The sequence below is a fragment of the Rhodoferax sp. ZS1R8 genome (genome assembly GCF_056521325.1).
The window spans coordinates 521,673-547,075 of record NZ_JBWMBA010000003.1 but is presented as its reverse complement, the minus strand read 5'-3'; the positions used below and the strand labels follow the sequence as shown (position 1 = coordinate 547,075).

22 protein-coding genes are annotated in these 25,403 nt (G+C 60.7%); 14 read left to right on the top strand and 8 right to left on the bottom strand.

Annotated elements, in window-relative coordinates:
• Window positions 1-2 precede the first annotated feature (2 nt).
• On the top strand, window positions 3-746 hold the full coding sequence (gene cuyB / locus AC097P_RS13455) for a cysteate racemase (RefSeq protein WP_479610923.1): 744 nt from the start codon (window positions 3-5) through the stop codon (window positions 744-746).
• 60 nt (window positions 747-806) lie between these two features.
• On the opposite strand, the gene AC097P_RS13450 is transcribed toward cuyB, so the two are convergent.
• Window positions 807-2,585, bottom strand: coding sequence for a serine hydrolase domain-containing protein (locus AC097P_RS13450; protein ID WP_479610922.1), 1,779 nt, complete (start codon window positions 2,583-2,585; stop codon window positions 807-809).
• 230 nt (window positions 2,586-2,815) lie between these two features.
• Here AC097P_RS13450 and AC097P_RS13445 point away from each other — a divergent pair, with 230 nt between their 5' ends.
• The 9 genes from AC097P_RS13445 to queC all read left to right on the top strand — a co-directional run bounded on the left by AC097P_RS13445 (window position 2,816) and on the right by queC (window position 12,246).
• Entirely contained in the window at window positions 2,816-3,472 is a 657-nt protein-coding gene (locus AC097P_RS13445) for a response regulator transcription factor (protein WP_479610921.1), read from the top strand.
• Complete coding sequence (locus AC097P_RS13440; RefSeq protein ID WP_479610920.1) at window positions 3,469-4,848, top strand: sensor histidine kinase; 1,380 nt, start codon at window positions 3,469-3,471, stop codon at window positions 4,846-4,848. The genes AC097P_RS13445 and AC097P_RS13440 overlap by 4 nt, the downstream gene beginning before the upstream one ends.
• 28 nt (window positions 4,849-4,876) lie before the next feature.
• Complete coding sequence (locus tag AC097P_RS13435) at window positions 4,877-5,845, top strand: aldo/keto reductase (protein WP_479610919.1); 969 nt, start codon at window positions 4,877-4,879, stop codon at window positions 5,843-5,845.
• A gap of 2 nt (window positions 5,846-5,847) precedes the next feature.
• The gene (locus tag AC097P_RS13430) at window positions 5,848-6,558 is read left to right on the top strand and encodes an HAD family hydrolase (RefSeq protein WP_479610918.1); all 711 of its coding nucleotides are present in this window, start codon (window positions 5,848-5,850) and stop codon (window positions 6,556-6,558) included.
• A 254-nt stretch (window positions 6,559-6,812) separates the two neighbouring features.
• Entirely contained in the window at window positions 6,813-8,036 is a 1,224-nt protein-coding gene (gene pncB / locus AC097P_RS13425) for a nicotinate phosphoribosyltransferase (protein WP_479610917.1), read from the top strand.
• Window positions 8,037-8,063: 27 nt separating this feature from the next.
• Complete coding sequence (locus AC097P_RS13420) at window positions 8,064-9,773, top strand: NAD+ synthase (RefSeq protein ID WP_479610916.1); 1,710 nt, start codon at window positions 8,064-8,066, stop codon at window positions 9,771-9,773.
• 24 nt (window positions 9,774-9,797) lie between these two features.
• A complete protein-coding gene (locus AC097P_RS13415; RefSeq protein WP_479610915.1) occupies window positions 9,798-10,835 on the top strand; it encodes a bifunctional nicotinamide-nucleotide adenylyltransferase/Nudix hydroxylase in 1,038 nt (345 codons plus the stop codon).
• Between the two features lie 172 nt (window positions 10,836-11,007).
• Complete coding sequence (locus tag AC097P_RS13410; protein WP_479610914.1) at window positions 11,008-11,505, top strand: hypothetical protein; 498 nt, start codon at window positions 11,008-11,010, stop codon at window positions 11,503-11,505.
• A 45-nt stretch (window positions 11,506-11,550) separates the two neighbouring features.
• On the top strand, window positions 11,551-12,246 hold the full coding sequence (gene queC / locus AC097P_RS13405; protein ID WP_479610913.1) for a 7-cyano-7-deazaguanine synthase QueC: 696 nt from the start codon (window positions 11,551-11,553) through the stop codon (window positions 12,244-12,246).
• On the opposite strand, the gene AC097P_RS13400 is transcribed toward queC, so the two are convergent.
• The 4 genes from AC097P_RS13400 to ilvA form a co-directional block, all read right to left on the bottom strand.
• On the bottom strand, window positions 12,243-13,577 hold the full coding sequence (locus AC097P_RS13400) for a DUF1501 domain-containing protein (RefSeq protein WP_479610912.1): 1,335 nt from the start codon (window positions 13,575-13,577) through the stop codon (window positions 12,243-12,245). The two genes, queC and AC097P_RS13400, sit on opposite strands and share 4 nt — an antisense overlap.
• A gap of 13 nt (window positions 13,578-13,590) precedes the next feature.
• Window positions 13,591-15,171: a DUF1800 domain-containing protein gene (locus AC097P_RS13395; RefSeq protein ID WP_479610911.1), complete on the bottom strand. Its 1,581-nt coding sequence runs from the start codon at window positions 15,169-15,171 to the stop codon at window positions 13,591-13,593.
• 113 nt (window positions 15,172-15,284) lie between these two features.
• Window positions 15,285-16,181, bottom strand: a complete 897-nt coding sequence (locus AC097P_RS13390) for a 5'-nucleotidase (protein ID WP_479610910.1) — start codon at window positions 16,179-16,181, stop codon at window positions 15,285-15,287.
• A gap of 14 nt (window positions 16,182-16,195) precedes the next feature.
• Window positions 16,196-17,800: a threonine ammonia-lyase, biosynthetic gene (ilvA, locus tag AC097P_RS13385; protein WP_479610909.1), complete on the bottom strand. Its 1,605-nt coding sequence runs from the start codon at window positions 17,798-17,800 to the stop codon at window positions 16,196-16,198.
• Between the two features lie 81 nt (window positions 17,801-17,881).
• On the opposite strand from ilvA, the gene AC097P_RS13380 reads away from it, so the two are divergent.
• Entirely contained in the window at window positions 17,882-18,331 is a 450-nt protein-coding gene (locus AC097P_RS13380; protein ID WP_479610908.1) for an OsmC family protein, read from the top strand.
• Here the strand turns inward: AC097P_RS13380 and coq7 are convergent.
• On the bottom strand, window positions 18,328-18,945 hold the full coding sequence (gene coq7 / locus AC097P_RS13375) for a 2-polyprenyl-3-methyl-6-methoxy-1,4-benzoquinone monooxygenase (RefSeq protein WP_479610907.1): 618 nt from the start codon (window positions 18,943-18,945) through the stop codon (window positions 18,328-18,330). The genes AC097P_RS13380 and coq7 overlap by 4 nt on opposite strands.
• Before the next feature lie 253 nt (window positions 18,946-19,198).
• On the opposite strand from coq7, the gene AC097P_RS13370 reads away from it, so the two are divergent.
• Entirely contained in the window at window positions 19,199-20,266 is a 1,068-nt protein-coding gene (locus tag AC097P_RS13370; RefSeq protein WP_479610906.1) for a porin, read from the top strand.
• Window positions 20,267-20,358: 92 nt separating this feature from the next.
• Here the strand turns inward: AC097P_RS13370 and AC097P_RS13365 are convergent, their stop codons facing one another.
• Both AC097P_RS13365 and zwf read right to left on the bottom strand, forming a co-directional pair.
• Window positions 20,359-21,207 (bottom strand): MurR/RpiR family transcriptional regulator, encoded by an 849-nt coding sequence (locus AC097P_RS13365; protein ID WP_479610905.1) that lies wholly within the window; start codon window positions 21,205-21,207, stop codon window positions 20,359-20,361.
• A 64-nt stretch (window positions 21,208-21,271) separates the two neighbouring features.
• Window positions 21,272-22,738 carry a glucose-6-phosphate dehydrogenase gene (gene zwf, locus AC097P_RS13360; RefSeq protein ID WP_479610904.1) on the bottom strand — a complete coding sequence of 489 codons (1,467 nt, stop codon included), beginning with the start codon at window positions 22,736-22,738 and terminating at the stop codon, window positions 21,272-21,274.
• Window positions 22,739-22,805: 67 nt separating this feature from the next.
• Between zwf and tal the strand changes: the two genes are divergently transcribed.
• Together tal and pgi are read left to right on the top strand one after the other, a co-directional pair.
• The gene (tal, locus tag AC097P_RS13355) at window positions 22,806-23,753 is read left to right on the top strand and encodes a transaldolase (protein WP_479610903.1); all 948 of its coding nucleotides are present in this window, start codon (window positions 22,806-22,808) and stop codon (window positions 23,751-23,753) included.
• 28 nt (window positions 23,754-23,781) lie between these two features.
• Complete coding sequence (gene pgi, locus AC097P_RS13350) at window positions 23,782-25,350, top strand: glucose-6-phosphate isomerase (protein WP_479610902.1); 1,569 nt, start codon at window positions 23,782-23,784, stop codon at window positions 25,348-25,350.
• Window positions 25,351-25,403 lie beyond the last annotated feature (53 nt).

The following is a 25,403-nucleotide window of genomic DNA, read 5'->3' as shown; positions in this document are numbered from 1 at the left end:
CGGTGGCTGATCTGGCAGAGGCGACCGATATAGCGCCGTTGATTGGTGTGCTGGGCGGCATGGGGCCGCTGGCCACGCTGGACTTTTTGCAGAAGCTGATCGCGTCCACACCCGTGCGGCGCGACCAGGACCATATTCCCACCGTGGTGTGGAACGTCCCCCAAATACCTGACCGGCAGAAGGCATTGGCCGGCACCGGCGAATCACCGCTGCCCGCGATGCTGCACGGCATTGCGCAGCTCAATGCGGCGGGGGCGACCCGCATCGTCATACCCTGCAACACGGCACATGCGTGGTTTGACGCCTTGGCCAGCGCCAGCCTTGCACCCATCATCCACATCGTGCAAGCAAGCCTGGATGCGCTGGACGCTGCGGGCGGTGTATCTGCAGGCACTGTGGTGGGGCTGGTCGCCACACGCGGCACGCTGGACGCCGGCCTGTACCGATCGCACCTGGAGGCGCGTGGCATTCGTTTTGTCGTCAACACACCGCAGGAGCTCGACACGCTGTTCACGCCGGGTTGCTATGCCATCAAGCAGGGCGCGCTGGAGCGGGGTGGCCAGCTGCTGGAACAGGCATCTCAGCGTTTGGTGGACCGCGGCGCGACACGCTTGGTGATGGCTTGCACGGAGGTGCCGGTGGGGCTGGCCCACATTGCGTCGGATTTGCTGGCTGTCAGTATCGATCCGACGCAAGCCCTGGCAGATGCTTGCCTGGCCTATTGGCGAAGGGGTCCTCACACTTGACAGGCTTCGCGGGCACGAAACGCGCTTGGGGTGCAGGGCTTGAGTTTCCTTAGCCGGGTCTCACTGTTTTTTTGCGAGGTAGCCTGAATAGGCTAAATGTTCCACGCCATCTACGGTCACCACGCGCACGGTCTCGCCGCCCTGCGCCAGCGGTCCCAGTGCCCGGGCGTGGGTGTCCGACACCGGCATCAAGACGACGCGCAGCGTTTCGCCGGGTGCATCGGATGTGTTGAGCGCCAGCATCAGATAACCATGCTCTTCAACCAGACGGATGCGTTCCGCAACCTTGGGGTCCAACCCCAGATTGGTGATGGTGTAGTCGCCCAGGCGCTTGCGCCATAGGGTGAGATCAGGCGGTGGAGCAATGCGCTGACCCACCAGCATTTCTTGTGCGCCAATGCGGGCTATCAACAGGTCGCGCCCGCCTTCATCGGATCTGTAGGTGAACCCCATCTCGCTCAGAGGACCCAGATTAGGGTGGATGAAACCCAGCAGGGTGTAGTCCAGACCCAGCAGGCCGTCGGTGCGCATGCGTAGATCGAAATTCCGGCCCAACGCTTCAAGCTTCAGGCGTTTTCCTTCAGCGCGAATTTTGACCAGCCCCCACGTCGTTGTGTAGTCACCGGCATAGTCTCGCAAAGCCGATGTGGGCACAGCACCATCCGCCCAGCCCGTCGGGGTGTACGCGGGCTGCTGAATGCCGGTCTTGGCTTGCAGGGCCAGTTTCAGTGTCTCAGTGGCTATCCGGTCAACCACCCCTTGCGCGCTGTTGGAGTTACCAAGCACAACCACGCCCAGCTTGTGCTGCGGCAACACGTACAAGGCGCTGCGGAACATGCCTATGCTGCCGCCGTGGTGTGCTACGGGTCCAGCATTCTGTATCGTGGATTTGCCGAAAGAGCTCAGCATCCAGCCCAGGCCCACATGGAAATTGGAGTCCAGTGGGACCGCCGTGTTCTGCGGGCGCAGCATCTCGGCGACGGTCTGCGGCTTCAAGATCTGTTGGTCGCCTGAAGCGCCATCGGCGAACACCATGGCCATAAAGCGGCTCAAGTCGTTGACGCTGGAATTGAGTCCACCGGCGGGCACATCCCGCAAGGGGATCTCCGGCACCGCTTCATTCTTGCGGTATCCGAGTGACATCTGGGCCGAAGCCGCAGGCCCGGTATCGAACGAAGTGTGGGACATTCCCATAGGCGCCAACACGGACTGCCGCATGTACTGCGCGAACGGCGTGGCACTCTGCGTCTCTACAACCCTGCCTACAAGGGATATGCCGACGTTGGAGTAAGAAAAGTGCTGGTCCGGCATGTAGGCCACGTATTCGTCGGATAGCTCCTGTTCCAGCTCGGCAAATGGGCGGGGCTCGGGGTTTTGAAATCCCTTGAGCCGGTCGCGTGGCAGGCCGCTGTGGTGGGTCATCAGCTGGCGCACTGTCATCGCCGCCTGCGGTTGATACGTCTTGGGCGCAAAGCCCGGGAGGTATCTTTGTAGCGGTTGGTCTATGTCGATGCGGCCTTGTTCTGCCAGTTGCATGGCAGCTGTGTCCGTGAACAGCTTGGAGATGGAAGCGACCCGGTACAGGGTGTCTGCGCTAGCCGGTATTTTTTTCCCCACGTCAGAAAAACCAAAGCCTTGCGCCCAGACAATCCGTTGGTCGTCCACCAGCGCAATGCTGAGGCCCGGCACCCCATGTTTGGCCATTTCATACTGGATCAATTCGGTGGCGTAGGCCTGGGTTTGACCGTAGTCGCCGCGGGCGATGGTGTCAGGACGGGTGGGTGCGCTGGCGCAACCAGCCAAAACGGTAAGACACAGAGCAAGTGGAAGTAGTTTCATGGGCAGGTATTTGCGGTGGAACAGGCAACTATTAACGTCGGAGCAGGTTTACCAAAGTGGGTCAGAAGGCATATGCCACGCCTATCAACCCCGTAACGTAGTATCTTTAAGACCGACGGATTCTGCCGGTGCAAACCTTGGGCAGTTCTAAAGACGAATGCAGCACTTGGACCGGTGCCAGCGAGGCGGGTCTTAGGGTTTGCCCAAGGTTGATGCCCACATAATCAGGCATGCATATCTTGTTGATTGAAGATGACTTGGACCTGGGGGGTGCCTTGCAGCAGGCGCTCAAATTGGAGGGTATTAGCAGCGAGTGGTTGCGCCGCATCGTGGATACGCCGCGTAGCCTTGATCGCACTGCCCTTGACTGTGTATTGTTGGACCTGTCCCTGCCCGATGGAAGCGGATTCGATCTGTTGTCTCGTTGGCGCAAGCAAGGCAGCACCGTGCCGATCGTGGTGATTACGGCCCGCTCCGCGTTGGAAGACAGGTTGACCGGGTTGGATGGTGGAGCGGATGATTTCGTCGTCAAACCCTTTGCAACCGCTGAGTTGATTTCTCGTATTCGAGCGGTATGCCGGCGCTCTGCGCAACAGGCCAGCGAAATCTGGGCCTTTGGTGACATGTCTATCGAGCCGCGCCGGTTTGTAGCCACGATCAACGGGATCGAGTTGGACCTCTCCCCACGCGAATTTCGTCTGCTGTTGGAGTTGGCGCGTGAGTCCGGGGCCGTGGTGCCCAAAGGCACGTTGGCCAAGCGTTTGGAGCCGCTGGGTGACCCGGTGGACTTTGCCACGGTCGAGGTGCATATGTCCAACTTGCGTCGCAAGATTGGTGCGCAGCGCATCGTCACGGTTCACGGCGTTGGCTATTACTTTCAGCCATGAAGCGTTTGTTGCAACCCACTTTGCAGCGCAGGGTGCTGTTGGCCATGTCGCTGGCGTTTGTGCTGGTTTGGTTGGCGCTGGTGGTCCGTGGTGTCTACGTAGGGACCGACGCAGAGCGGCGTGATACGAGAATCAAGAGGCTGAGCACGCTGGTTTCAGAACAGGTATCGCGATTTGAAAATGCAGCGCAGGCCAGTGCATTCATAGGTGGCGTGGCGCGCCTGCAAAACGACATTTACCGTGTAGATGGTTATCCTGCGGCGCTGGTTCTGTTTTTGTGGGACAAGCAGGAAAGCCTGGTCTACGCATCGGAGGAAGCGGGCCAAGATGCCTTGCATGGAACATTTGGCGCCGTCAGCAGGGTGGATATCCATGGCCGTGCATTCGATGTTTTTCGGGTTGAATCGCCGCGTTGGAATGTCGTGGTCGCCCAGGCAAACGCGGGTACGCAGTGGGTGTCCATCGCGATTGCCAAGGCCTTGTTGCCCGATCTTCTGCTCGCCTATGTGCTGGCATTTCCAGTCATATGGCTGGCGGTGTCACGCGGCATGCTGCCATTGCGCGACATGTCGTCCCGTATCCGTGCACGCAGTCCCGATGACCTGTCGAGCACCGGGATTGTTCCCAAGTATGGAGAGATGAAGCCGCTTCAGCAGGCGTTGGACGCCCTGTTGGATAGGCTGCGCAACAAAGTGGCCCGAGAGACCGCATTTGTGCAAGAGGCTGCGCACGAGTTGCGCACTCCGTTGGCAGTGATCTCAGCACAAGCGCACGTGCTGGTTTTGGCTCAAGACTCCGCAGCGCGGGTCGACGCTGAACAGCGGTTGGACAGGGCGCTGGCGCGTACATCGCATTTGATTGGTCAATTGCTGCAACTAGCCCATATGGATGCAGAGCGCGGCTTGGACGCGGTCGACGTAGATATTGCCCAAGAAGTACGGGCTGAGTTGGCTCTGCTGGTTGCAGGTGCCCTACAGCGGGGTATTGAGGTGAGTCTGCAGGCACCTGATGCGCTGTGGGTATGTTCGGAGCGCGAAACCTTCAAGTCTATCTTGCACAATTTGGTGGGCAACGCCATTCGTTATGTCGAGCCGGGCGACAAGATTGTTGTGAGTCTGGCTGAGCACGGTGGTTGCCTGCTATTGACCGTGGCAGACAACGGCCCCGGTATTTCTGCTGACCGGCGAGAACTCGTCTTTGAGCGCTTCCACCGCGGGACCGACCACGCTTCGCCCGGTGCCGGATTGGGGCTGGCCATCGTCAAGCAGGCCTGTGTACGGCTGGGCGGCAGTGTGCACATCGAGGACGGACTGGTCGGCAAAGGTTGCCAATTCGTCGTCAGTTTGCCCGCCGTCTCAAAGACAATAGCGAGCTGAAACGGTCACCAACATTCAACGCCGAATAATGACAAAACCAAATTCACCCACTTCCGTATCGCCTTCCCGCCTGATCTATGGCTGCATGGGCCTGGGCGGCGGCTGGAACCATGACCCGTTGCGGCCCGAAGATGTAGCCCACGCGCAGGCTGCGGTAGAGGCCGCGCTGGATATCGGCATCACGCTGTTCGACCATGCCAACATCTACACACTTGGCAAGGCCGAGCAATGCTTTGGTGCGCTGTTCCAGCAACGCCCCAGCCTGCGCCAGCACATGCAGCTACAGACCAAGTGCGGCATACGCTTTGCCGATGCCGGTGGACCCAAGCGCTACGATCTGTCGGCCGAGCACATCATCGACGCCGTGCATGCCAGCCTGCGCCGCCTGCGCACTGACTACATCGACATACTGATGCTGCACCGGCCCGATCCTCTGATGGACCCCGACGAGATCAACACCGCGTGGCGCACGCTGTTTGAGGCTGGCAAGGTGCGTCAGTTGGGCGTATCCAACATGCACGCGGGCCAGTTGCGGCAGTTGGTGGCCGGGTTGCAGACCCCGCTGGTGGCAAACCAGCTGGAGATGAGCTTGCTGACCACCGATTGGCTGGATGCCGACACCTGCTTCAACGACGCGCAGGGTCTATCGTCCCGGGTCTGGGGCGACACGCTGCACTACTGCCAGAGCCAGGGCATTGCATTGCAAGCCTGGGGCTCGTTGGGCAAGGGCTGGTACAGCGGCGGGGCGCCTAAGGATGCATCCCCGGCGGTGGTCGCGACGGTGCAGTTGGTGCAGCAGTTGGCGCAGGAGCACGGCGTGGCGCCAGAAAGCATCGTGCTGGCCTGGTTGCTGAGGCACCCGGCGCGCATACAAGCTGTTATAGGCACGGCCAACCCCGAGCGCATACGCGCCTGTGCGGACGCGCAGCGGGTGGTGCTGACCCGCGGGCAATGGTACGCGCTGTACCAGAGTGCGCGGGCGCGGGAGCTGCCTTGACCATGCTGGACACCACCCGCATCCAGGCCATTTCGCTGGATCTGGACGACACGTTGTGGCCCATATGGCCGACCATTCAGCGTGCAGAGCAGGCGCTGGCGGCGTGGCTGGCCGAGCGTGCGCCGGGTGCCGCCGCCGTGTTCGCAGACAAGGATGCGCGCCTGGCACTGCGCGCCCACGTGCTGCAGACCCGGCCTGAGCTGGGCCACGACCTGAGCGCCATCCGGCGCGAATCGATCCGCACTGCGCTGCAGCGCGCGGGCGAGGATGCTGGTCTGGCGGAGCCGGCATTTGACGTGTTTTTTGCCGAGCGCATGCAGGTGGAGCTGTATGCGGATGTGTTGCCGGCGCTCACTGCCCTGGCTGCGCGTTTTCCGTTGATTGCAGTTTCTAATGGCAACGCCAACGTGGCGCGCGTCGGACTGGGGCAGTTCTTTGCGCACAGCCTCAGTGCCAGCGGATGTGGCATCGCCAAGCCCGATGCGCGCATCTTCCACGCGGCGGCCCGTGCGGTGGGTGTGCTGCCGGCCGATGTGCTGCACGTCGGCGACGACGCGGCGCTGGATGTATTGGGTGCCCTCGACGCTGGTCTGCAGGCGGTGTGGGTCAACCGCGGCCAGCATGCGTGGACCCACGCGGCGCGGCCGCACCATACCGTTGCGACCTTGGCGGAGCTGGCTGCGCTGCTGGGTGGTTCTGCGTCCCACGGTTGACGGCGGGCTAGCCGGTAGGATGCTATGAAAATAGTAGCTGCTTACGCTAGCTAGACGAGGGCTACAGCCGTTTTTTGCTTGCAGTTTCTGCGCTTCCAAAGGGTGCCGTATCGTGTGTGGGCCAGGTTTTCAGTCGCCCATTAAGTTAATTGCAAAATGCAATTAACTGATACAATCCCTTCAATAGACGCAAAACACAGCAACTACTGGCGTCGAACGAACACTTTCATAAGCCACCGTTTTCAGGAGTCGCGATGATGCCCCAACCAGAGATGTTCCGGCCAGTGATACACAGTTTGCTGGAGACAGACCTGTACAAGTTCACGATGCAGCAGCCCATGTTGCACTCCATGCCGACCAACCAGGCCGAGTACAGCTTTGTCTGCCGCAATACGCCGGCATTCCCGCTGGCCGAGTTGGCATCAGATGTGAATGCCCAGCTGGACGCCTTGTGTGCGCTGCGCTTTACCGATGAAGAGTTGGCCTATCTGGGCGCGCTGCGCTACCTGTCGTCGGATTACACCGACTTTCTGCGGCTGTTCCAGTTTCAGCGCCGATTCATAACCGTCAGCACAGAGGGCGATACGCTGCACGTGGTCGCCAAGGGGCCGCAAGTACATGTGATGGGTTTCGAGATCTACGTGCTGGCCATCGTCAATGAGCTGTATTTCCGCCGCCTGGCACAAGGCCCCGCCCGGGTCGCCGCGCTGACGGAGGCCCGTGCGCGCCTGCAGGCCAAGATCGCCCAGTTGCGCGACTACGCAGCCAACGGCGAGACGCGCCGCCATCCGTTCGAGTTCTTCGATTTCGGTGTTCGCAGGCGCTTTTCGGGCGCATGGCAAGAAGAAGTGACGACCACGTTGGCCCGTGAAGTGCCGCAGGTCTTCAAAGGCACATCCAACGTCTACCTGGCCAAGAAGCTGGGCCTGGTACCCATCGGCACGATGGCTCACGAATACCTGCAGACCTTCCAGGCGGTGGGTGTGCAGCTCAAGGGCTTTCAGAAAGCGGCGCTGGAAGCCTGGGTACAAGAGTACCGCGGCGACCTGGGTGTGGCACTGACCGATGTGGTCGGCATGGACGCCTTTCTGGCCGACTTTGACCTGTACTTTTCCAAGCTGTTTGATGGTCTGCGCCACGACAGCGGCGACCCGGTGGAGTGGGGCGAGAAGGCCCTGGCCCACTATTCCAAGCTCAAGCTGGACGCGCACGCCAAGCGCCTGGTGTTCTCGGACGGACTGGACGTACCCACGGCCATCGACCTGCACCGCCACTTTGCCGACCGCGTGCAAACTGGCTTTGGCATCGGCACCAACCTGAGCAATGACACAGGGCTCAAGCCCCTGAACATAGTGATGAAACTGGTCCACTGCAATGGCCAACCCACGGCCAAGCTGTCCGATTCGCCTGGTAAGACGCTGTGCGATGACCAGACCTTTCTGGCCTACCTGCGCCAGGTTTTCAACAAGACCGACTAAGCTCGAACACCATAGCGAGGACCCACTATGCTGCGCATCACCAGTGCCCAAATCAACCCCACGATTGGAGACATCACCGGCAACATCGCGCTGATGCTGCGCGCCGCGCGCCAGGCGCGTGATGATGCCGCAGACATCGTGGTGTTTCCCGAGATGAGCCTCACGGCCTACTACCCCGGTGACCTGCTGGACGATGCCAATTTTCAGGCGCGCATTGAGGCGGGCTTGGCCCAGCTGCAGATGGCGACCCGAGAAACGCCCGCGCTGTACTGGGTAGTGGGTGCGCCGTTGCGCCGAGTAGGCGTTGGCAAGCCGTTCTACAACGCCCTGATCGTGCTGAAGAATGGTGAGGTGCTGTTGCAATACGCGAAGCAGTTGCTGCCCACTTACAACATCTTTGACGAGCGTCGCCACTTCGAACCCGGCCCGGATGTGGCGCGTGTGCTGCGGGTGGGCGATGTGCAGATCGGCCTGATGATCTGCGAGGACGGCTGGAACGACGAGGGGCTGGATTACGGCGTGAACCCCTTCCAGCGCTTGGCCGATGCCGCGCCCGATCTGGTGGTCTCCATCAATGCCAGCCCCAGCAACATCGGCAAACGCGAGCAGCGCCACACGGTGTTTGGATCGGCTTGCAGCAAGCACAAGCTCCCGCTGCTGTACGTCAACCAGATTGGCGGGCACGATCAATTGGTGTACGACGGCGCATCGTTTGCGGTGGATGCCCAGGGCGTCGTCGTGTATGAGGCGCAGCGCTTTGCAGAAGATGTGCGCACGCTGAGTTTTGACCCAGTCAAGCGGGCTTTCTCACTGGCTACAGGTGCTCCGTTGGCGGCGGTACTGCAGTCCGGGTTGCCCACGATGGAGTTCTACCGCCAGCAGATTGTGCTGGGGCTCAAGGACTACGCGCGGCGTTGCGGCTTCACACAGGCGGTGGTGGGTTCCTCCGGGGGTATCGATTCCGCGCTGACGCTGGTCCTGGCGGCCGAGGCGCTGGGTGCAAGCAATGTGGTCGGCATCACGATGCCGTCCAAATTCTCCAGCGAGGGCAGTGTGTCGGACTCGGCGGTGCTGTGCCGCAACCTGGGCGTCACGCTGATCGAGCATCCGATCAAATCCATCGTCTCGGCCTTTGAGGCAACCTATGCCGCGTCGTTTGGCGAAGCGCTGCAAGGCCTGCCGCTGGAAAATCTGCAGGCCCGCGTGCGCGGCACGACGCTGATGGAATACTCCAATCGCTTTGGCCATCTGCTGCTGACCACCGGCAACAAGAGCGAGGTGTCGGTCGGCTATTGCACGCTGTACGGCGACACCAATGGCGGCTTGGGGCTGATCGGCGATCTGTTCAAGACCGAGATCTTTGAGCTGTGCCGCCATATCAATACCGCGGCGGGGCGGGAGCTGATACCGGCTTCCATCATTGAGAAACCGCCGTCGGCCGAACTGGCGCCCGGGCAAAAGGACACCGACAGCCTGCCGCCCTACGAGGTGCTGGACGAAATACTCAAGCACCTGATAGAAGGCGATCGCCTGCCACAGTGGGAGCGGGCGTCTTGCGATGCCAAGATGGCCGAGCTGCGGGCCACGCCCGAGGGAACTGCCCTGGTCATCAAAATTCAAAAAATGATCGCCCGGAATGAGTACAAGCGCCGCCAGGCACCGCCCGTGCTGCGGGTGCGGGGCAGGGCCTTTGGCAGCGGTCGCCAGGTACCGATAGCCGCCGTTCAATACGCTTAACCTGATCACCTGAGGCAACGCACCATGCAAGACTCCACACCCAGCGCGCCACCGGGCACGGCCATCATCGTGGGCCGTTGGCAACTGTTCCACAAAGGGCACGAGACGCTGCTCAAGGCCGCGCTGGCGGCAGCGCAGCAGGTGATTGTGGTGATTGGTTCTGCGTTTCGCTCGCGCGATGTGCGCAACCCGTTCAACTGGGAAGAACGCCGCGCCATGGTTCAGGCCGCGCTGCCACCGGAGGACGCAGGCCGCGTCACTTTTTTGCCGGTGCGTGACTACTTTGACGACGACCGCTGGAACGCGGCAGTGCGCGAAGGGGTGCGGCAACTCACCGGTGGCCAGGGCCCGGTGACGCTGGCGGGTTTCAAAAAGGACCACACCAGCTACTACCTGGACCATTTCCCAACCTGGGCGCGGCAGGAAGTGCAGCAGGAGTTCGACATTGACGCCACGTCGCTGCGCAACGTGTTCTTTGAGGGGACGGATCCGGACGCGCGGCTGGCGGTGCTGCGCCCGCATGTCCATGCCAATGTGTTGGCCTACCTGCAGGCCTGGTCGCGGCTGCCGGTGTATGCGCAGCGAGTGAAGGAGCACAACACGGTAGTGCAGTACCGCAAGAAGTGGGCGGCCGATGTCTACCTGACGGCAGATGCCGTGCTGGTTGCCAATGGGCACGTGCTGCTGATACGCCGCGGCGGCGACGTGGGCAACGGACAGTGGGCGCTGCCGGGTGGTTTTGTCGACAAGGGCGAACGCTTCTACACAGCAGCGCTGCGCGAGTTGCACGAGGAGACCGGTTTCAAGACACTGGAATCCACGATGCGCCAGGCTCTAAAGGCCAGCCAGGTGTTTGACCACCCGCTGCGCAGCGCGCGCGGCCGTTTGATTACCCATGCCTTTCACTTTGACCTGGGCAGCATCCGTTTGCCTGAAATCCGGGGCGCGGACGACGCGATGGAGGCCAGGTGGATCCCCATTTCCGGCCTGGCGGAGCTGGAAGACCAGTTGTTTGAGGACCATGCGGCCATCCTGGACCGGTTTGTTGGCGTGTACCGTTGACGCTGGAAGTGAAAAAACGCACCAATGCGGTGCGAAAGCCGGGTTTTTAGGGAAACTCCGCATTTATTTGCAGATTTTTTTGAAAATAGGCCTAAATAACCCTCTAAATCTGCCGTTAAGAAACTTACGTCTACGAAGAAAAGTAAGTGGAGGGGCCAAAAGCCCAAACAAAATGCAGTTGCCAACCATTGATCGAAGCCCTCATCTGCGCCCCAGCGGCGTGGATGCGGTTTCGTCTGGGGCAAACAGGGTGATACCGGTGGCCCCGGTGAACCCTGCGGTGAGTGCGCATCCCAGCCTGGAGCCGGTACCCAGTGTCGTGAACCTGGTGAACCCGGCGCTGCATACCAGCGAAGGCCAGGCCATTTATTCCAGTGTTTCCGATCCAGCAAGGCCCGGTACCGAAGCGGCCACGGCGCCCAAGGACTGGACCATCCACAGGCCGGAGACCGAAAAGGTGGAAGACCCGCCGCCCAAACCGATGTACCAGCTGCTGATGGACCACATCAAGAATCTGTGGACGGCCAGTGCCAGTGCCGTGCAACTCGAACAGGTCAACAACCAGCTGAATCCGCCTGTGCCGGCGACTCCATCCGATACGCCGGGCAACCTGGCCAAGGAAGTGCTGGTTTACGACCCGCACACCATCAAAAAGAACGAACGCCTCTGATCGCCGCACGGCGATCGGTTGGTGCCGTGTTTTAACATCGGGGCCATGCATACCAGCGCCCTCGTACTCTTCTCTGGTGGCCAGGACTCCACAACCTGCCTGGCCCACGCCCTGCAACGCTACGAACGCGTTGAAACCATTGCCTTCGACTACCGCCAGCGCCACAGCGTGGAACTGAATGCGCGCCTGGTGGTGATGCAGGAAATTCGCGCACAGTTTCCGCAGTGGGCCCACAAGCTGGGTGAAGACCATATGCTGGATTTGGCCGTGTTGGGCGCTGTCAGTGAGACATCGCTAACCCGTGACACCGCTTTCCGCATGGAGAGCACCGGTCTGCCCAACACCTTTGTGCCCGGGCGCAACTTGCTGTTCATGACGCTGGCGGCCGCGGTGGCATACCGGCGGGATTTGCAAGTCATCGTCACCGGCGTGTGTGAAACAGATTTCTCCGGCTACCCCGATTGTCGCGATGACACGATGAAGGCCATGCAACTGGCGCTATCCCTGGGCATGGACAAGCGCTTCCTGATTGAAACCCCGCTGATGTGGATAGACAAGGCGGCCACCTGGGCTTTGGCGCATGATCTGGGCGGCCAGCCGCTGGTAGACCTGATCGTGGAGCACACGCACACTTGTTACCTGGGTGACCGGGCGCATCGCCACGCCTGGGGCTATGGCTGCGGTGAGTGCCCAGCCTGCGTTCTGCGCGCCAAGGGCTTTGCCGGGTTTTCGGCCACTTAAGCGCGCATCAATCCGTCCAGCGATTTGTCCCACGCGAAGCCGGGGAATAGCTGGTCCAGTTCGGCCATGTGCAAGCCTTGGCTGGCACGGAACACCTGGGCGAATACTGCGCGGTAGTCATGGCGCACTGGCAGGTCGCGGCCTTCATGCAAGTTGGCAGATGCCAGTCCATCCCACGCACCATGCCAGCGGCCGCCGTTGACCTTATTGCCCATTAACCATAGGGCGTTGCCGTGGCCATGGTCGGTGCCGCGGGTACCGTTTTCTGCCGTGGTGCGGCCGAATTCACTGCACACCATGACAACATCATTCGGCTGTGAAAAGTCCCGGCGCAATTGCACCAACGCCGCCGACAGGTTGCCCAGGTTGTTGGCTAGCGCGCCCGTTACACCGCCCTGGTTTGCATGCGTATCCCAGCCACCGGCCGACAGGAAACCCAGGCGCAGTCGCTTGTTCTGGCGCATCAGGGTCCCCAGGTGCTGTGCATCCAGCAGCAAACCTTGTGCAGGGCCTGCGCCGTTGTTGGCCGCCTGCATTTGCGCGCTGTCCATGGCATGGCCATCCGCATCCATGCTCAACATGTTCGCGGTCTGCGCACGGCTGTCGGCACCAGCCCGAAACGTGCGCGACAGCGCGTCATCGCCTGCATAAAGCTGCATGACTGCATCGCGCGTGCGCGGATTGCCCAGTGCGCCTTGGCGGGTTGCAGCTTGTCCTTTAGGAACGAGTTGAACGGCTGCACTACCGGCCAGAATCAGAGGATTGGCCTCGCCAACGCCGATGGCTGCTGCAAGGCTGCGTGAGCCGCTGCTCGTATTGCGGGCAGGGGGCACGCCGTCTTGCAAACCCGCCAGGGTATTCATCCAGCCGTTCGCATGGCTGTTTTTGCCGGGAATGCCTGTTTCCCAATGGTGTTGCGCGTCAAAGTGCGAACGCGTAGCGTCGGGCGAACCCGCCGCCGGCACCACGCCAAGAACCCCTTCTTTCCACAGCGGCAACAAGTCGGCCATTGCGGGGTGAAGACCGAACTGTGCGTCCAGGGCAAGCGCAGTCTGGCTGCTGCCGTCGGGCTTTGGAATGGCAATGTTGGGCCGAACTGCGTAGTAGTGTGCATCGCCGTGGGGTACCAGGGCGGACAGCCCATCGTAGGCGCCGCGCAGGAACACCAGTACCAGGCGTCCCCCACCTCCCGTTCGTTTGGCGCCGTCGTCCTGGGCCCATACGGCAGGCATAGCCCAGGCCGCAGAAGTCGCTGCAAATGCTTGCAACAGCCGGCGGCGGTGAAGGCTACGCATGTGAGGGACAAGGGGGGTGTCGATTTGCTTGGACATGTTGGGGTGCCTTCTACTTGTACATGAAGTCGGGGCTGGCCAGCACCAGACCAGGGCGCATGGCAGTGCTTTCCTTGGCTAGGGCGTCGCGGGTCGCCGAGCCGAGATATGGCGTCAAGAACTCCAGGTCCTGCGGCTTCCGCGCAAGGGCCAGCGCAAAGTCGGCGCGGCGGGTCAGCGCCTCAGGGACCAGCCAGCTAGCAGCATCGAATTTGTAACCATCGGGTGTTTGCCAGCCGTGCATGGGCTGGCCTGCGTTGGCCAGGAAGCCCAACGTCAATACCACGTTGCGGCGGTAGGGCTCGCTTCCCAGCTGTTCTTGGGCAGCCCCTTGGGTGGCTGCTAGTGCGGAGCAGGCGTAGTCCATCGGCGTTTTGAACAGGCGGTTGCCGGGCAGCCAGAAATCCGGCGACTCCAGCACCGTGCGCATCACGGCCCGCAGATCACCCTGGGTTGCGCTGAAGCTGCGGCTGATGCGCTGTACCAATTCGGCCGATGGCTGGTCCGCTACAAAGAATTGGGCCAACCGCAGGCTGACACGCTTTGCCGTTGCCGGGTGGCGTGCGAGCATGCGGATGGCGTCTTCCCCCTCCAGGACGCCACTGCGCGCGGGAGCGGTGGGAAAGCGTTGCCCCAGTACCCGCTTGTCGGCGCGATCGTGCAGGCGTTGCGCAAAGCGAAAACCGGACGCGTCGTCTCGCGATACGGTCCACCCAGTGAGCACGCGTGCTAGTTCCCGCACGTCGGTCTGGCTGTAACCGCCGTCTACGCCCAGCGTGTGCAGTTCCATTAGCTCCCGGGCATAGTTCTCGTTGAGTCCGCGGACTTTGCCCTGCGGCCCTTGCGTGCCGTCCGCAACGCTTTGTGCCTGGTCCAGGTATAGGAGCATGGCGGGGTGGCGGGCGCTGGCCAGTAGCAGGTCTTCAAACTTGCCAAGGGCATGGCGGCGTGCCACGTTGACGACGTAGTGGCCGGTGAACGGCCGCACGGCCCCTTTACCGATGAACACATTGAGGTGGTTGAACCAGAACTCGGTCATACGCGCGAGCAGAGGGTTCTCCAGCTCGGGTTGGCTACAACTGCTGAGGCGCCATGCAGCCGCTTGCTGCACCAGCATGCGGCTGAAGTGCTCGGGGTCACGTGGCTCCGAAAATTCCATGCGCCTGGCCTGCGCGGGATCCGGCGCTGCTTCTGACGTCGTACGGCTTTTGGCCCGCAATTCCCGTTCTCGTTGAAAGCCTTCGTATATGCGCGGGAGCGCTGCGTTGAAGTCAGCTAGTTCCGGCGCGATATGGGGTGGTTGTTGGCTGGCGCTGAATGCCGCGTCAACTTGTTGTAGCGCCCATTCGCGCGGGCTGCGCGTAGCTTGGACCGCCCGTACCAGAGAAGGGGTGGGGCCATATCCCACACGGGCCATTGCGCGCCAGGCTTGTGCGTCCAGGGAGAGCGTAGAGTTGGAAGAGGGGGCAGGAAGCCCAAGCGCTGTTGGTGCCGCACTTTGCGAGAAGACCAGACCGGGTCCCAGGTACGTGGACGCTGCAAGGGTTTGCAGAACGGCCCGTCTTGAGGGATGGTGGGCGAGGGTGTTGTTCATGGGCCAGTCCTTTGCGCAGGGAACATCGTTGTCTAACGCGATGATGTACCGGATAGGCGACGGCACACGCCCGGCTTTACAAACCTTTACGGCAAGCGTGGCACCGCAATAGCCTACCCGTTTCGTACGCCGCTGGCCACATGCCCCGAGGGCACGTGACGGGCCGCTGACTCGATGTGCCCGGTCTGGTCGTCGAAAAAGAAATCCGGTTCAAACTCGCGCAGGAATTCACCCTTGTCCAGCCCACCCAAAAACATGGCCTCGTCGATCTCGATGTTCCAGTCCATCAGTGTGCGAATCGCGCGCTCGTGAGCGGGCGCGCTGCGGGCTGTGACCAGTGCTGTGCGGATGCGCATGTGTGGCGTGGCGGCCTGTTGCATTCTGTGCAAGGCGACCAGTAGCGGCTTGAAAGGACCGTCCGGTAGCGGCAACGCGACCTTGTCCATCTCGTGTTGCTGAAATGCGTTCAGCCCCTGCGATTGGTAGACCCGCTCTGCCTCATCGCTGAAGAGTACGGCATCACCGTCGAACGCAATCCGAACTTCAGTGGGGTGGGCAACGCTGGCGTGTGCAGACCGGGGGTAGACTTGGGCAGCAGGCACGCCGGCCTCTAGCGCGGCGCGTACATCGCTGAGGTGGGTACTGAGGAACAAATTCGCGTGCAGGGGCTTGAGATAGCGCCAGGGTGGTTCGCCGCGGGTAAACGAGCAGCGGATGATCGGCAGAGCATAGTGCGCAGCCGATTTCATGACGCGCAGGCCGCTGACGGGATCGTTGCGCGAAAGGATGACAACCTCGACCTTTTGCGACGCTGTGTCATTGAAGGCAAGCAGCTTTTGCACCAACGAGAACGCAACGCCGGGTTTGGCGGGAATGTCCAGCCGCTCCAGTTGCAGGCGCATGTAGGCCGTGTCGTCTGATTGTTCGAAGACCTGGTTCTCTTCCTCGAAATCAAACAGCGCGCGGCTGGAGATCGCCACCACCAATTTGCCGTCCAGAGATATTCCCATGTTGGACTTTCCGATCAGCGTTGCAGGAACATGCGATAGACCGGGTTATCGGTTTCTTCCACATAGGGGTAGTCCAGCGTTTGCAGGAACTTGGCAAACGCCTTGTCGTCCGTCTTGGGTACTTGCAGGCCTACCAGAATACGACCGTAGTCCGCTCCCTGGTTGCGGTAGTGGAACAAGCTGATGTTCCAGCCGGGCCGCATCAGGCTTAAAAACTTCATCAGTGCGCCGGGGCGTTCGGGGAACACAAAGCGCAGCAAACGCTCGTTCTCCGCCAGCGCAGAATGGCCGCCAACCATGTGGCGAATGTGCTCCTTGGCAAGCTCGTCGTGGGTCAGATCCAGCGTCTGGAAGCCGTGCTTTGTGAAGTTAAGCGCGACCTTGCCAGACTCCCCTTTGCCCTGCGTGGTCAGGCCTACAAACACATGCGCCTTGGCAGCATCGTTGATGCGGTAGTTGAACTCCGTCACGTTGCGCGGACCACCGGGCAGCTCGCCAATCAACTCGCAAAAACGCTTGAAGCTGCCACGCTCTTCAGGGATCGTGACAGCGAACAGTGCCTCGCGTTCTTCACCAACCTCGGCACGTTCCGCAACGAAGCGCAAACGGTCGAAATTCATGTTGGCGCCGCACAGGATGGCGGCGTAGGTTTCGCCCTTTGTCTTGTGTAGAGCGACGTATTGCTTGACGGCCGCAACAGCCATGGCGCCGGAGGGTTCGACGATGCTGCGGGTGTCGATGAATATGTCCTTGATAGCGGCGCACACGGCGTCCGTGTCGACAACCACAAACTCGTCGACCAGGCCGCTGGCGATCCGGAATGTCTCTTCACCGACCAGCTTCACTGCTGTGCCATCGGCAAACAGGCCCACATCCTGCAGCGTGACCCGTTTCTTTGCCGTCACGGACTGCAGCATGGCGTTGGAATCGCTGGTTTGCACACCGATGACCTTGATGCGTGGGTCTACCGCCTTGATGTAGTTCGCAACGCCAGAGACCAGACCACCTCCGCCAATGGCCACAAAAACGGCGTCCAATGCGGGGCGGGCGGTCACGTCCTCTGGGCCTGTTGATCCGCGTTTGTGTAGCGTTTGTACCTGGCGCAGAATCTCCATTGCAATGGTGCCTTGCCCCGCGATGACATCCGGGTCATCAAACGGGTGGACGAAGGTCAATCCCTGCTTCTTTTGCAGTGACAGAGAGTGGGCATAAGCATCTGAATAGCTGTCGCCGTGCAGCACCACTTCACCGCCAAACCCACGCACCGCGTCAATCTTGACCTGGGGCGTGGTGGTTGGCATCACGATGACCGCCCGTGCGCCCAGCTTGTGCGCGCTGAGTGCGACACCTTGCGCGTGGTTGCCGGCAGACGCACAAATCACGCCCTTGGCCAGTTGCTCGGCGCTGAGTTGCGCCATTTTGTTGTACGCGCCTCGCAATTTAAAGCTGCGTACCGGTTGCTGGTCTTCGCGCTTGAGCAGCACCGTGTTGTGCAGGCGCTTGCCCAACTGCTTAGCCGGCTCTAGCGCGGATTCTGTTGCCACGTCGTACACACGGGCCGTCAGGATTTTCTTCAGGTAGTCGTCAGGCGTCAGGTGTTGGGTGGCTTTGGTCGTCATGGCAGAGGGGCGAATGTTGACGCGATGATAATCGCCACCATCCCGCGAATGCGGTTTGCTTACACGCCAAGGAGTGAGGACATGGAATGCACAGTCAGCTGGACTGGGGGTTTAGGAACCCGTTCGGCCATGGGTTTTGTTGCCGAAACCGGTAGCGGCCACACGCTGGTCATGGACGGCGCGCCTGACGCCGAAAAGCCGGAAAGCGGTGGCCAGAATTTGGCGCCCCGGCCCATGGAAACAGTTTTAGCCGGCACAGGCGGTTGCACGGCCTATGACGTTGTTCTGATCCTCAAGCGCGGACGCCATGCTGTGCAAGGCTGTAGCGTCAAACTCACGGCAGAGCGTGCGCAAACGGAACCCAAGGTGTTCACCAAAATCCATATGCACTTTACGGTGACTGGCAAGGGTTTGCCAGCCGTCGCAGTAGAGCGGGCCATAGCGCTCAGCCACGAGAAGTATTGCTCAGCGAGCATCATGTTGGCGAAGATGGCCGAAATTACGACCAGTTTTGAGCTTTTAGAGGCTTAAACGTGGTGCGCTACCGTGGTCATGACTTTGGCCGCGGCACGCATCAGATTTTTGACGGGTTGCGGTAATTCGATGGCTCCCGCGTCTTGGGCAAGCCGGGCGTGGCGCAGCTCGTCATCCCGCATCTGCGCCACAATGGCCCGCGACGCGTGATCGCCAGCGGGTAATTGGTCGAGGTGACTTTGTAAGTGGGCACCAACTTGAAGCTCGGTTTCCACGACGAAACCCAGACTCACCCGGTCACCCAGGCGCCCGGCCAATAATCCCAGGCCAAAGGCTCCGGCGTACCACAGGGGGTTCAACAGGGAGGGGCGGGCGTGCAATTCATCGAGGCGCTGCGCCGTCCAGGCCAAATGGTCGGTTTCTTCGATGCTGGCCTGGGCGAATTGCGCGCGCAAGGAGGGGTTGTTGGTGGACAGCGCCTGTGCTGCGTATAACGCTTGGGCGCACACCTCGCCAACATGGTTTACCCGCATCAGCGCTGCCGAAGTGCGGCTCTGCGACGCATCCAGCTGGGTTGCGTGCTCCGCAACCGTCGGACAGGCGTGCGCCGCATGCGGTTTGGAGAACAGTGTGCGCAAGGCGGAACCAGCGGCATTCAGCAGCGAATCCATTGGGGAAACTCCGTAAAAAGATCGGTGCGCCAGTCTAGCGCGATTGCAGTGTAGCAAGGGGGAAACAAATTGTTGCAACCCTGCAACGGATGCCCGCGGATTTCGGGTTTTTACGGGCTTTTTAAGGTCAATGCTTTGCCAAATAGGCATGGGTCTGGTGCAATACACCCAACTTCCTGAACTAGGAGGTTGGCCCGGGGTTCTGATCCCGTAGGACCTGAGCCCGCTGTTTAACCTTTTTGAGAAACCCGAAATGAAAAAAACCCTCATCGCTTTGGCCGTTTTGGCCGCTTCCAGCGCCTCGATGGCGCAAGTGACGCTGTACGGCGTTGCTGACCTCTCTTTGGGCGCCATTGGTAACGTTCCTGGCGTCAAAAGCGACCTGAATATGAAAGCCAACGATTTCAGCAATGATGGCAATAGCCGTTGGGGCATCAAGGTTGTCGAAGATCTTGGTAGCGGCCTGAAAGCTACTGCTCAGTTCGAGCAAAACATCAATTACGAAACTGGCGCCACTGGCACCACCGACTCACGTTACGCTTACATCGCTTTGGATGGCGGCTTCGGTCGTGTCAAGGCTGGTCGTACTTTGAGCCCCACTTTCTTCGGCGTTGTTGCCTGGGAACTGACTGGCGCTGCTAATTTTTCCGCAGTTGCTAACCAATTCGGTTTTGCTGGTGCTAATTCCCGCAACAGCCGCGAATTCAGCTACACCACACCAAACCTGGGTGGTTTCTCCGGTACGCTGGGTTACGTGACTGAAATCGACGGCATGGAAAACGGAGTTGACTCTGCGGTCGCAAGAGCTACAGGTCTCTCCATTCTTGGTAATCCTGCCGGAGCGGCTGCGGCAATTAATGCCTTGGCTACAGCTCCCTTGGGCAGCAAGATCGACGCAAACTTGGTCTACGCTGCTGGCCCCCTGGCAGTTGGCCTGTCCTACTGGAAAAACGACAAGGTTGCAGCAGGTGCTTCTACTGATGGTAACTACGCTCTGGGCGCTAGCTACAACTTCGGTGGCTTTACCGTTGCCGGCAGCTTCCAGGATCCAGCTGGTGATTCCCAAGGTTTCACACTGGGTGCATCCATCCCAGTTGGCGCATGGAAGTTCACAGTTGACGTTGCACAAGACACCGGTTTCGACGATACCGATTACCTGTTGTATGCTGGTTATAGCCTGAGCAAGCGCACCACGCTGTACGCTGACTACCGCCGTGACGGGAAGTCTGGCAAGTCTGCCAAGAACGCAGCTGGCGCGATGGGCCTGAAGTCTGCTGTTGATGCTGACTTATACGGTGTTGGCGTTCGCATGAACTTCTAATCTGACGCTGGCTTCGGCCAGTTGAGGGTTTCAAGTCAAAAGCCCCCGCTGCGGTAACGCAACGGGGGCTTTTTAATTGGTGTGGGTGCTTGTCAGGTGTAGCGTTTGCTGCGTAAATTGCCTTTCATTTCGCGCAGCAAGGGTTGAAGCCGGTCGCCGCCAATACGCAGTGCCACGCAGGTGGCCAGAATGTCGATGATCATCAGGTGCAGCAGACGCGACACCATGGGGCTGTATTTGTCAAAACTCTCGGGGTGGTCTGCACTGAGATGTATGTGGCCGGCGCTCGCCAAGGGTGAGCCGCTGGCCGTGATGACAATGGTTGTAGCCCCGTTCTTGCGTGCGATATCACAAGCGTCCATCAGGTCACGGGTGCGTCCCGAGTTACTGATGACCACCACGCAATCGCCCGGGCCGAGCGTGGATGCACTCATGACCTGCATATGGCCGTCGCTAAAAGACACCGTGTGGACGCCCAGACGGAAAAACTTGTGCTGCGCATCCTGCGCCACCACGCCGGAGTTGCCCACGCCAAAGAACTGGATGCGGTGTTTGCCCTCGTAGGCCGCCATCAGTGCCACAACTGCCTTCTCCAGCGCAATCGTGCTGGCCTCGTTGCGGTACTTCAAAAACGCAGCCACCGTGTTGTCTATGACCTTCACCATCACGTCCGACGTCTTGTCGTCGGTGTCCACACTGCGGTGGATGAAGGGTACGCCTTCGTTGACGGTGCCTGCCAGTTTGCGTTTAAAGTCCGCCAGCCCGTCGTAACCCACACTGCGGCAGAACCTTACAACGGTGGGTTTGCTGACATGCGAACGATCTGCCAGCACGCTGACCGGCAACTTGGCAAACGCCCGCGGGTCGGCCAGGCAAAGCTTGCCTACACGCTGCTCCGCAGGGGCCAGAGATGGCAGAGCGGCCTGGATGCGGTCTAGCATGGCAAAGCACTAGCCCATTGGGGGGCAGCGAAGTACGCGAAGCGACGAGCGTGGGGGGCCATATTTAGCTTTCTTCCGACCAGCAATAGCCATCGCGGGCGATCATAGCGCTCGAGGCACTGGGTCCCCAACTGCCCGCCGCGTACATGCGCGGGCCTTGGGCGTCGTTGGTCCAGTGGTTCATGATGGGTTCGACCCAGCGCCAGGCTTCTTCCTGCTCGTCGCTGCGCACAAACAGGTTCAGGCGGCCGTCGATGACGTCCAGCAGCAAGCGTTCATAGGCGCCGACGCGCTCGGAGCCAAAGCGTTTGTCAAAGTCCAGGTCCAGCTGAACCGGTACCAGGGCCTGTGCGGCGCCAGCCTTGGCCTGGCGGTTGTTTTGGCCTTGTGCCAGCAAATGCAACTCCAGCCCGTCCTTGGGTTGCAGGTTGATGACCAGGCTGTTAGCTACGCCGATTTGCGAATTGAAGATGGCATGCGGCGTCGGCCGGAAATTGACAACGATGTGGGCATCACGACCGGTCAGGCGCTTGCCGGTGCGGATGTAAAACGGTACGCCGGCCCAGCGCCAGTTGGCGATCTCGGTGCGCAGCGCCACAAAGGTTTCGGTATTGCTCTGAGGATTGACGCCCAGTTCTTCGCGGTAACCCGGCACCTTGGCGCCATCGATGCTGCCAGAGGAATACTGCCCCCGCACCACGTCCTGCGCCAGCGTTTCCTGCGTCCAGGGCTTCAGCGAACGCAGCACCTTGAGCTTCTCATCGCGGATCGCATCGGCATGCGAGTTGATGGGCGGCTCCATGCCAATGGCGCACAGCAGTTGCAGCGCGTGGTTCTGCACCATGTCGCGCAGCGCGCCGGTGGTCTCGTAGAAAGCGCCACGTTTCTCCACGCCCAGTTCTTCAGAAATCGTGATCTGGATGTTGGCGATGTGCTCACGGCGCCACAGTGGCTCAAACAGCGCATTGCCGAAACGCAGCGCAAACAGGTTTTGCACCGCGGGCTTGCCCAGGTAATGGTCGATGCGGAAAACCTGCTTTTCCTCAAAATACTGGCGCACCGTGTGGTTGATAGCGCGGTTGGATGCCAGGTCGTGGCCCAGAGGCTTTTCAAGGACGATGCGGGTGTGCGGCGTGTTCAGCTTGGCGGCGGCCAATTGCTCACATATCGTCGTGAACAGACTGGGCGCGGTGGCCAGGTACATGACCACGGTATCGGCGTTACGGGCTTGCAGTGTGCTAGCCAGGTGGGCGTAATCATCGGGCTTGGAGAGGTCCATGCGGACAAAATCCAGCAGCGCTGCGAAACGGGCGAATTCCTCGGCGCTGGGGCGTTTGGCCAGGTCCACCTTGTCAAACCGCGACTGGATCAGGCTTCTGTACTGCTCCGCACTGAGGTCATCGCGCCCCACACCTATGATGCGTCCGCCCTCGGGCAGTGAGCCATGGCGAAATGCCTGGAACAGCGCCGGCATGAGTTTGCGCCAGGCCAGATCACCCGTGCCACCGAACAAGACAAGATCAAAGCTCATAGAAAATTTTGAAGTTACATGAAATTAGACACGGTAATGTAACTTTGTTTCACGGATAATTCAACCCATGAATCAACTCGACGCACTCAAAGCCTTTACCACCGTCGTGGCGGACACCGGCGACTTCAAGCAACTCAGCGCCTTCCAGCCGCAGGACGCCACCACCAACCCCTCTCTGATCCTCAAGGCCGTCCAAAAGCCCGATTACGCGCCCCTGCTAAAGGACACAGTCGCCAAGTTCCGCGACCGCCCACTGGATGAAACCATGGACCGCCTGCTGGTGCGTTTCGGTTGCGAGATCCTGTCCATCATCCCCGGCCGCGTATCCACCGAGGTCGATGCCCGTCTAAGCTTTGACACCAATGCCACCGTTGCGCGTGGCGAACGCCTGATCGAGCTGTACCAGGCCCAGGGCATCCATATCGACCGCGTGCTGATCAAGGTTGCTGCCACCTGGGAAGGCATACAAGCCGCTGAGCAACTGGAACGCAAGGGCATCCACACCAACCTGACGTTGCTGTTTGCGTTTTGCCAGGCAGTGGCCTGCGGCCAGGCCAAGGTGCAGCTGATTTCCCCATTTGTCGGCCGCATTTACGACTGGTACAAAAAGTCCGCCGGCGCCGCATGGGTAGAGGCCGAACGTGCGAATGCCAACGATCCTGGCGTGCAGTCGGTGACCCAGATCTACAACTACTACAAAAAGTTCGGCATCGCCACCGAAGTCATGGGCGCGAGCTTTCGCAATGTGGGTCAGATCACGGCGCTGGCCGGTTGCGACCTGCTGACGATCAGCCCCGATTTGCTGGCCACGCTGGCCGCCACCGAAGCGCCGCTGGTGCAGTCGCTGGACGCCGCCCGCGCGCAGCAGCTGGACCTGCAGCATGTGCACTACGACGAAGCCGGCTTCCGCTTGGCGCTGAACGAAGACGCGATGGCGACCGAAAAGTTGGCCGAAGGCATTCGCGCTTTCTGCGTGGACGCTGTCAAGCTTGAGCAGCTGATGTTGGCCGCGTAAATCCTATCAAGTTAAAGACAATTACCCCATGACCCGTGTACGTTGTGACCGCACCGCCGCCTGGGGTGCGCTGGAAGCCGCCTTTGCCGATGGCGCCCGCGCGCTGGATGTGCGCCAGGCCTTTGCCGCCGACACCGAGCGTTTTGCGCGCTTCAGCCAGTCCGCACCCCATGTGTTTGCCGACCTCTCCAAGAACCTGCTGGACACGGACACCGAAGCCCTGTTGCAGAAGCTGGCGCGCGAATGCGGTGTGGAAGCGCACCGCGATGCAATGTTTGCCGGCGAGGCCATCAACAGCACCGAAGGCCGTGCTGTGATGCATTGGCTATTGCGCTATCCGGCTGTAGCCCTCGTCCAGAGAGCGCAACCAGCTATCAAAAATGTAGCGACTGAGTTGAGCCTGGTCCACGCCACGCTGGACGCCATGCTCGCCTACGCGCAGACCGTGCGCGACGATGCGGCCATCACCGACATCGTCAACATCGGTATCGGCGGCTCGGATCTGGGGCCACAGATGGCGGTGCTGGCGCTGGATGCGTTTGCGATCCCTGGCAAGCGCTTCCACTTTGTGTCCAATGTGGACGGCCACGAACTGGACGCGGTGCTCAAAGAGCTCAAGACCGAGAGCACGCTGTTCCTGATCGCCAGCAAGACGTTCACCACCATCGAGACCATGACCAACGCCCGCTCGGCCAAGGCCTGGTTCGCGGCGCAGGGTGGCACGGACACGGCGCGGCATTTCGCAGCGTTGACGACGAATGTGGAAGCGGCCAAGGCCTTTGGCATCAGCACCACGTTTGGTTTTTGGGACTGGGTGGGTGGCCGCTATTCGCTGTGGTCGGCCATTGGCTTGCCGCTGGCGATTGCGATTGGGCCGCAAGGCTTCCGCGCGTTCCTGGCCGGTGCGCACGATATGGACGAGCACTTCCGCACCGCCCCATTGGCCAGCAATCTGCCAGTGCGCCTAGGCCTGCTCGACGTGTGGTACCGCAACTTCCACGGCTTCACCAGCCGCAGCATCGCGCCCTACCACAGCGCATTGAAGCGCTACCCGGCGTATTTGCAGCAGCTGGAGATGGAGAGCAACGGCAAGCGCGTGGATGCATCCGGCGATGCCCTGCCGTTCGCTACATCGCCGGCGCTGTGGGGCGAGCCGGGCACCAATGGGCAACACGCCTACTTCCAAATGCTCCACCAGGGGACGGATGTGGTGCCGGTGGAGTTTGTTGCGGTGAAAAAGGAGCGCCACACCCTGCAGGGCCACCAAACTTTATTGCTGGCCAACGTGCTGGCGCAGGCACAGGCCTTGATGGCGGGCAAGGCCGACGCCGGCGGACACAAGCATTTCACCGGTAACCGGCCCAGCACCTTGTTGTTGTTGGATGAGCTCACGCCCACGACGCTGGGTGCCTTGATTGCTTTGCAGGAGCACAGGGTGTTTGTCAGCGGCTCCGTGTGGGGCATCAACAGCTTTGACCAGTGGGGGGTGGAGCTGGGCAAAGTGTTGGCCAAGGATGTGGAGGCGCGTTTGCTGAGCGGCAACGGTACAGGGTTGGATGGGTCAACCGCAGGGCTGCTGGTGCATCTGCGGTCCTAGCTTGCGTTGAGGCGCGGGGCTTGGCGCATTGCGGAGACAACTGGGCGGGAGAC

Bases quoted from the DNA above. Each gene is read 5' to 3' on its own strand.
- AC097P_RS13450 (WP_479610922.1), bottom strand. From the start codon at position 2,585: ATGAAACTACTTCCACTTGCTCTGTGTCTTACCGTTTTGGCTGGTTGC.
- AC097P_RS13445 (WP_479610921.1), top strand. From the start codon at position 2,816: ATGCATATCTTGTTGATTGAAGATGACTTGGACCTGGGGGGTGCCTTG.
- AC097P_RS13440 (WP_479610920.1), top strand. From the start codon at position 3,469: ATGAAGCGTTTGTTGCAACCCACTTTGCAGCGCAGGGTGCTGTTGGCC.
- AC097P_RS13435 (WP_479610919.1), top strand. From the start codon at position 4,877: ATGACAAAACCAAATTCACCCACTTCCGTATCGCCTTCCCGCCTGATC.
- AC097P_RS13430 (WP_479610918.1), top strand. From the start codon at position 5,848: ATGCTGGACACCACCCGCATCCAGGCCATTTCGCTGGATCTGGACGAC.
- pncB (WP_479610917.1), top strand. From the start codon at position 6,813: ATGATGCCCCAACCAGAGATGTTCCGGCCAGTGATACACAGTTTGCTG.
- AC097P_RS13420 (WP_479610916.1), top strand. From the start codon at position 8,064: ATGCTGCGCATCACCAGTGCCCAAATCAACCCCACGATTGGAGACATC.
- AC097P_RS13415 (WP_479610915.1), top strand. From the start codon at position 9,798: ATGCAAGACTCCACACCCAGCGCGCCACCGGGCACGGCCATCATCGTG.
- AC097P_RS13410 (WP_479610914.1), top strand. From the start codon at position 11,008: ATGCAGTTGCCAACCATTGATCGAAGCCCTCATCTGCGCCCCAGCGGC.
- queC (WP_479610913.1), top strand. From the start codon at position 11,551: ATGCATACCAGCGCCCTCGTACTCTTCTCTGGTGGCCAGGACTCCACA.
- AC097P_RS13400 (WP_479610912.1), bottom strand. From the start codon at position 13,577: ATGTCCAAGCAAATCGACACCCCCCTTGTCCCTCACATGCGTAGCCTT.
- AC097P_RS13395 (WP_479610911.1), bottom strand. From the start codon at position 15,171: ATGAACAACACCCTCGCCCACCATCCCTCAAGACGGGCCGTTCTGCAA.
- AC097P_RS13390 (WP_479610910.1), bottom strand. From the start codon at position 16,181: ATGGGAATATCTCTGGACGGCAAATTGGTGGTGGCGATCTCCAGCCGC.
- ilvA (WP_479610909.1), bottom strand. From the start codon at position 17,800: ATGACGACCAAAGCCACCCAACACCTGACGCCTGACGACTACCTGAAG.
- AC097P_RS13380 (WP_479610908.1), top strand. From the start codon at position 17,882: ATGGAATGCACAGTCAGCTGGACTGGGGGTTTAGGAACCCGTTCGGCC.
- coq7 (WP_479610907.1), bottom strand. From the start codon at position 18,945: ATGGATTCGCTGCTGAATGCCGCTGGTTCCGCCTTGCGCACACTGTTC.
- AC097P_RS13370 (WP_479610906.1), top strand. From the start codon at position 19,199: ATGAAAAAAACCCTCATCGCTTTGGCCGTTTTGGCCGCTTCCAGCGCC.
- AC097P_RS13365 (WP_479610905.1), bottom strand. From the start codon at position 21,207: ATGCTAGACCGCATCCAGGCCGCTCTGCCATCTCTGGCCCCTGCGGAG.
- zwf (WP_479610904.1), bottom strand. From the start codon at position 22,738: ATGAGCTTTGATCTTGTCTTGTTCGGTGGCACGGGTGATCTGGCCTGG.
- tal (WP_479610903.1), top strand. From the start codon at position 22,806: ATGAATCAACTCGACGCACTCAAAGCCTTTACCACCGTCGTGGCGGAC.
- pgi (WP_479610902.1), top strand. From the start codon at position 23,782: ATGACCCGTGTACGTTGTGACCGCACCGCCGCCTGGGGTGCGCTGGAA.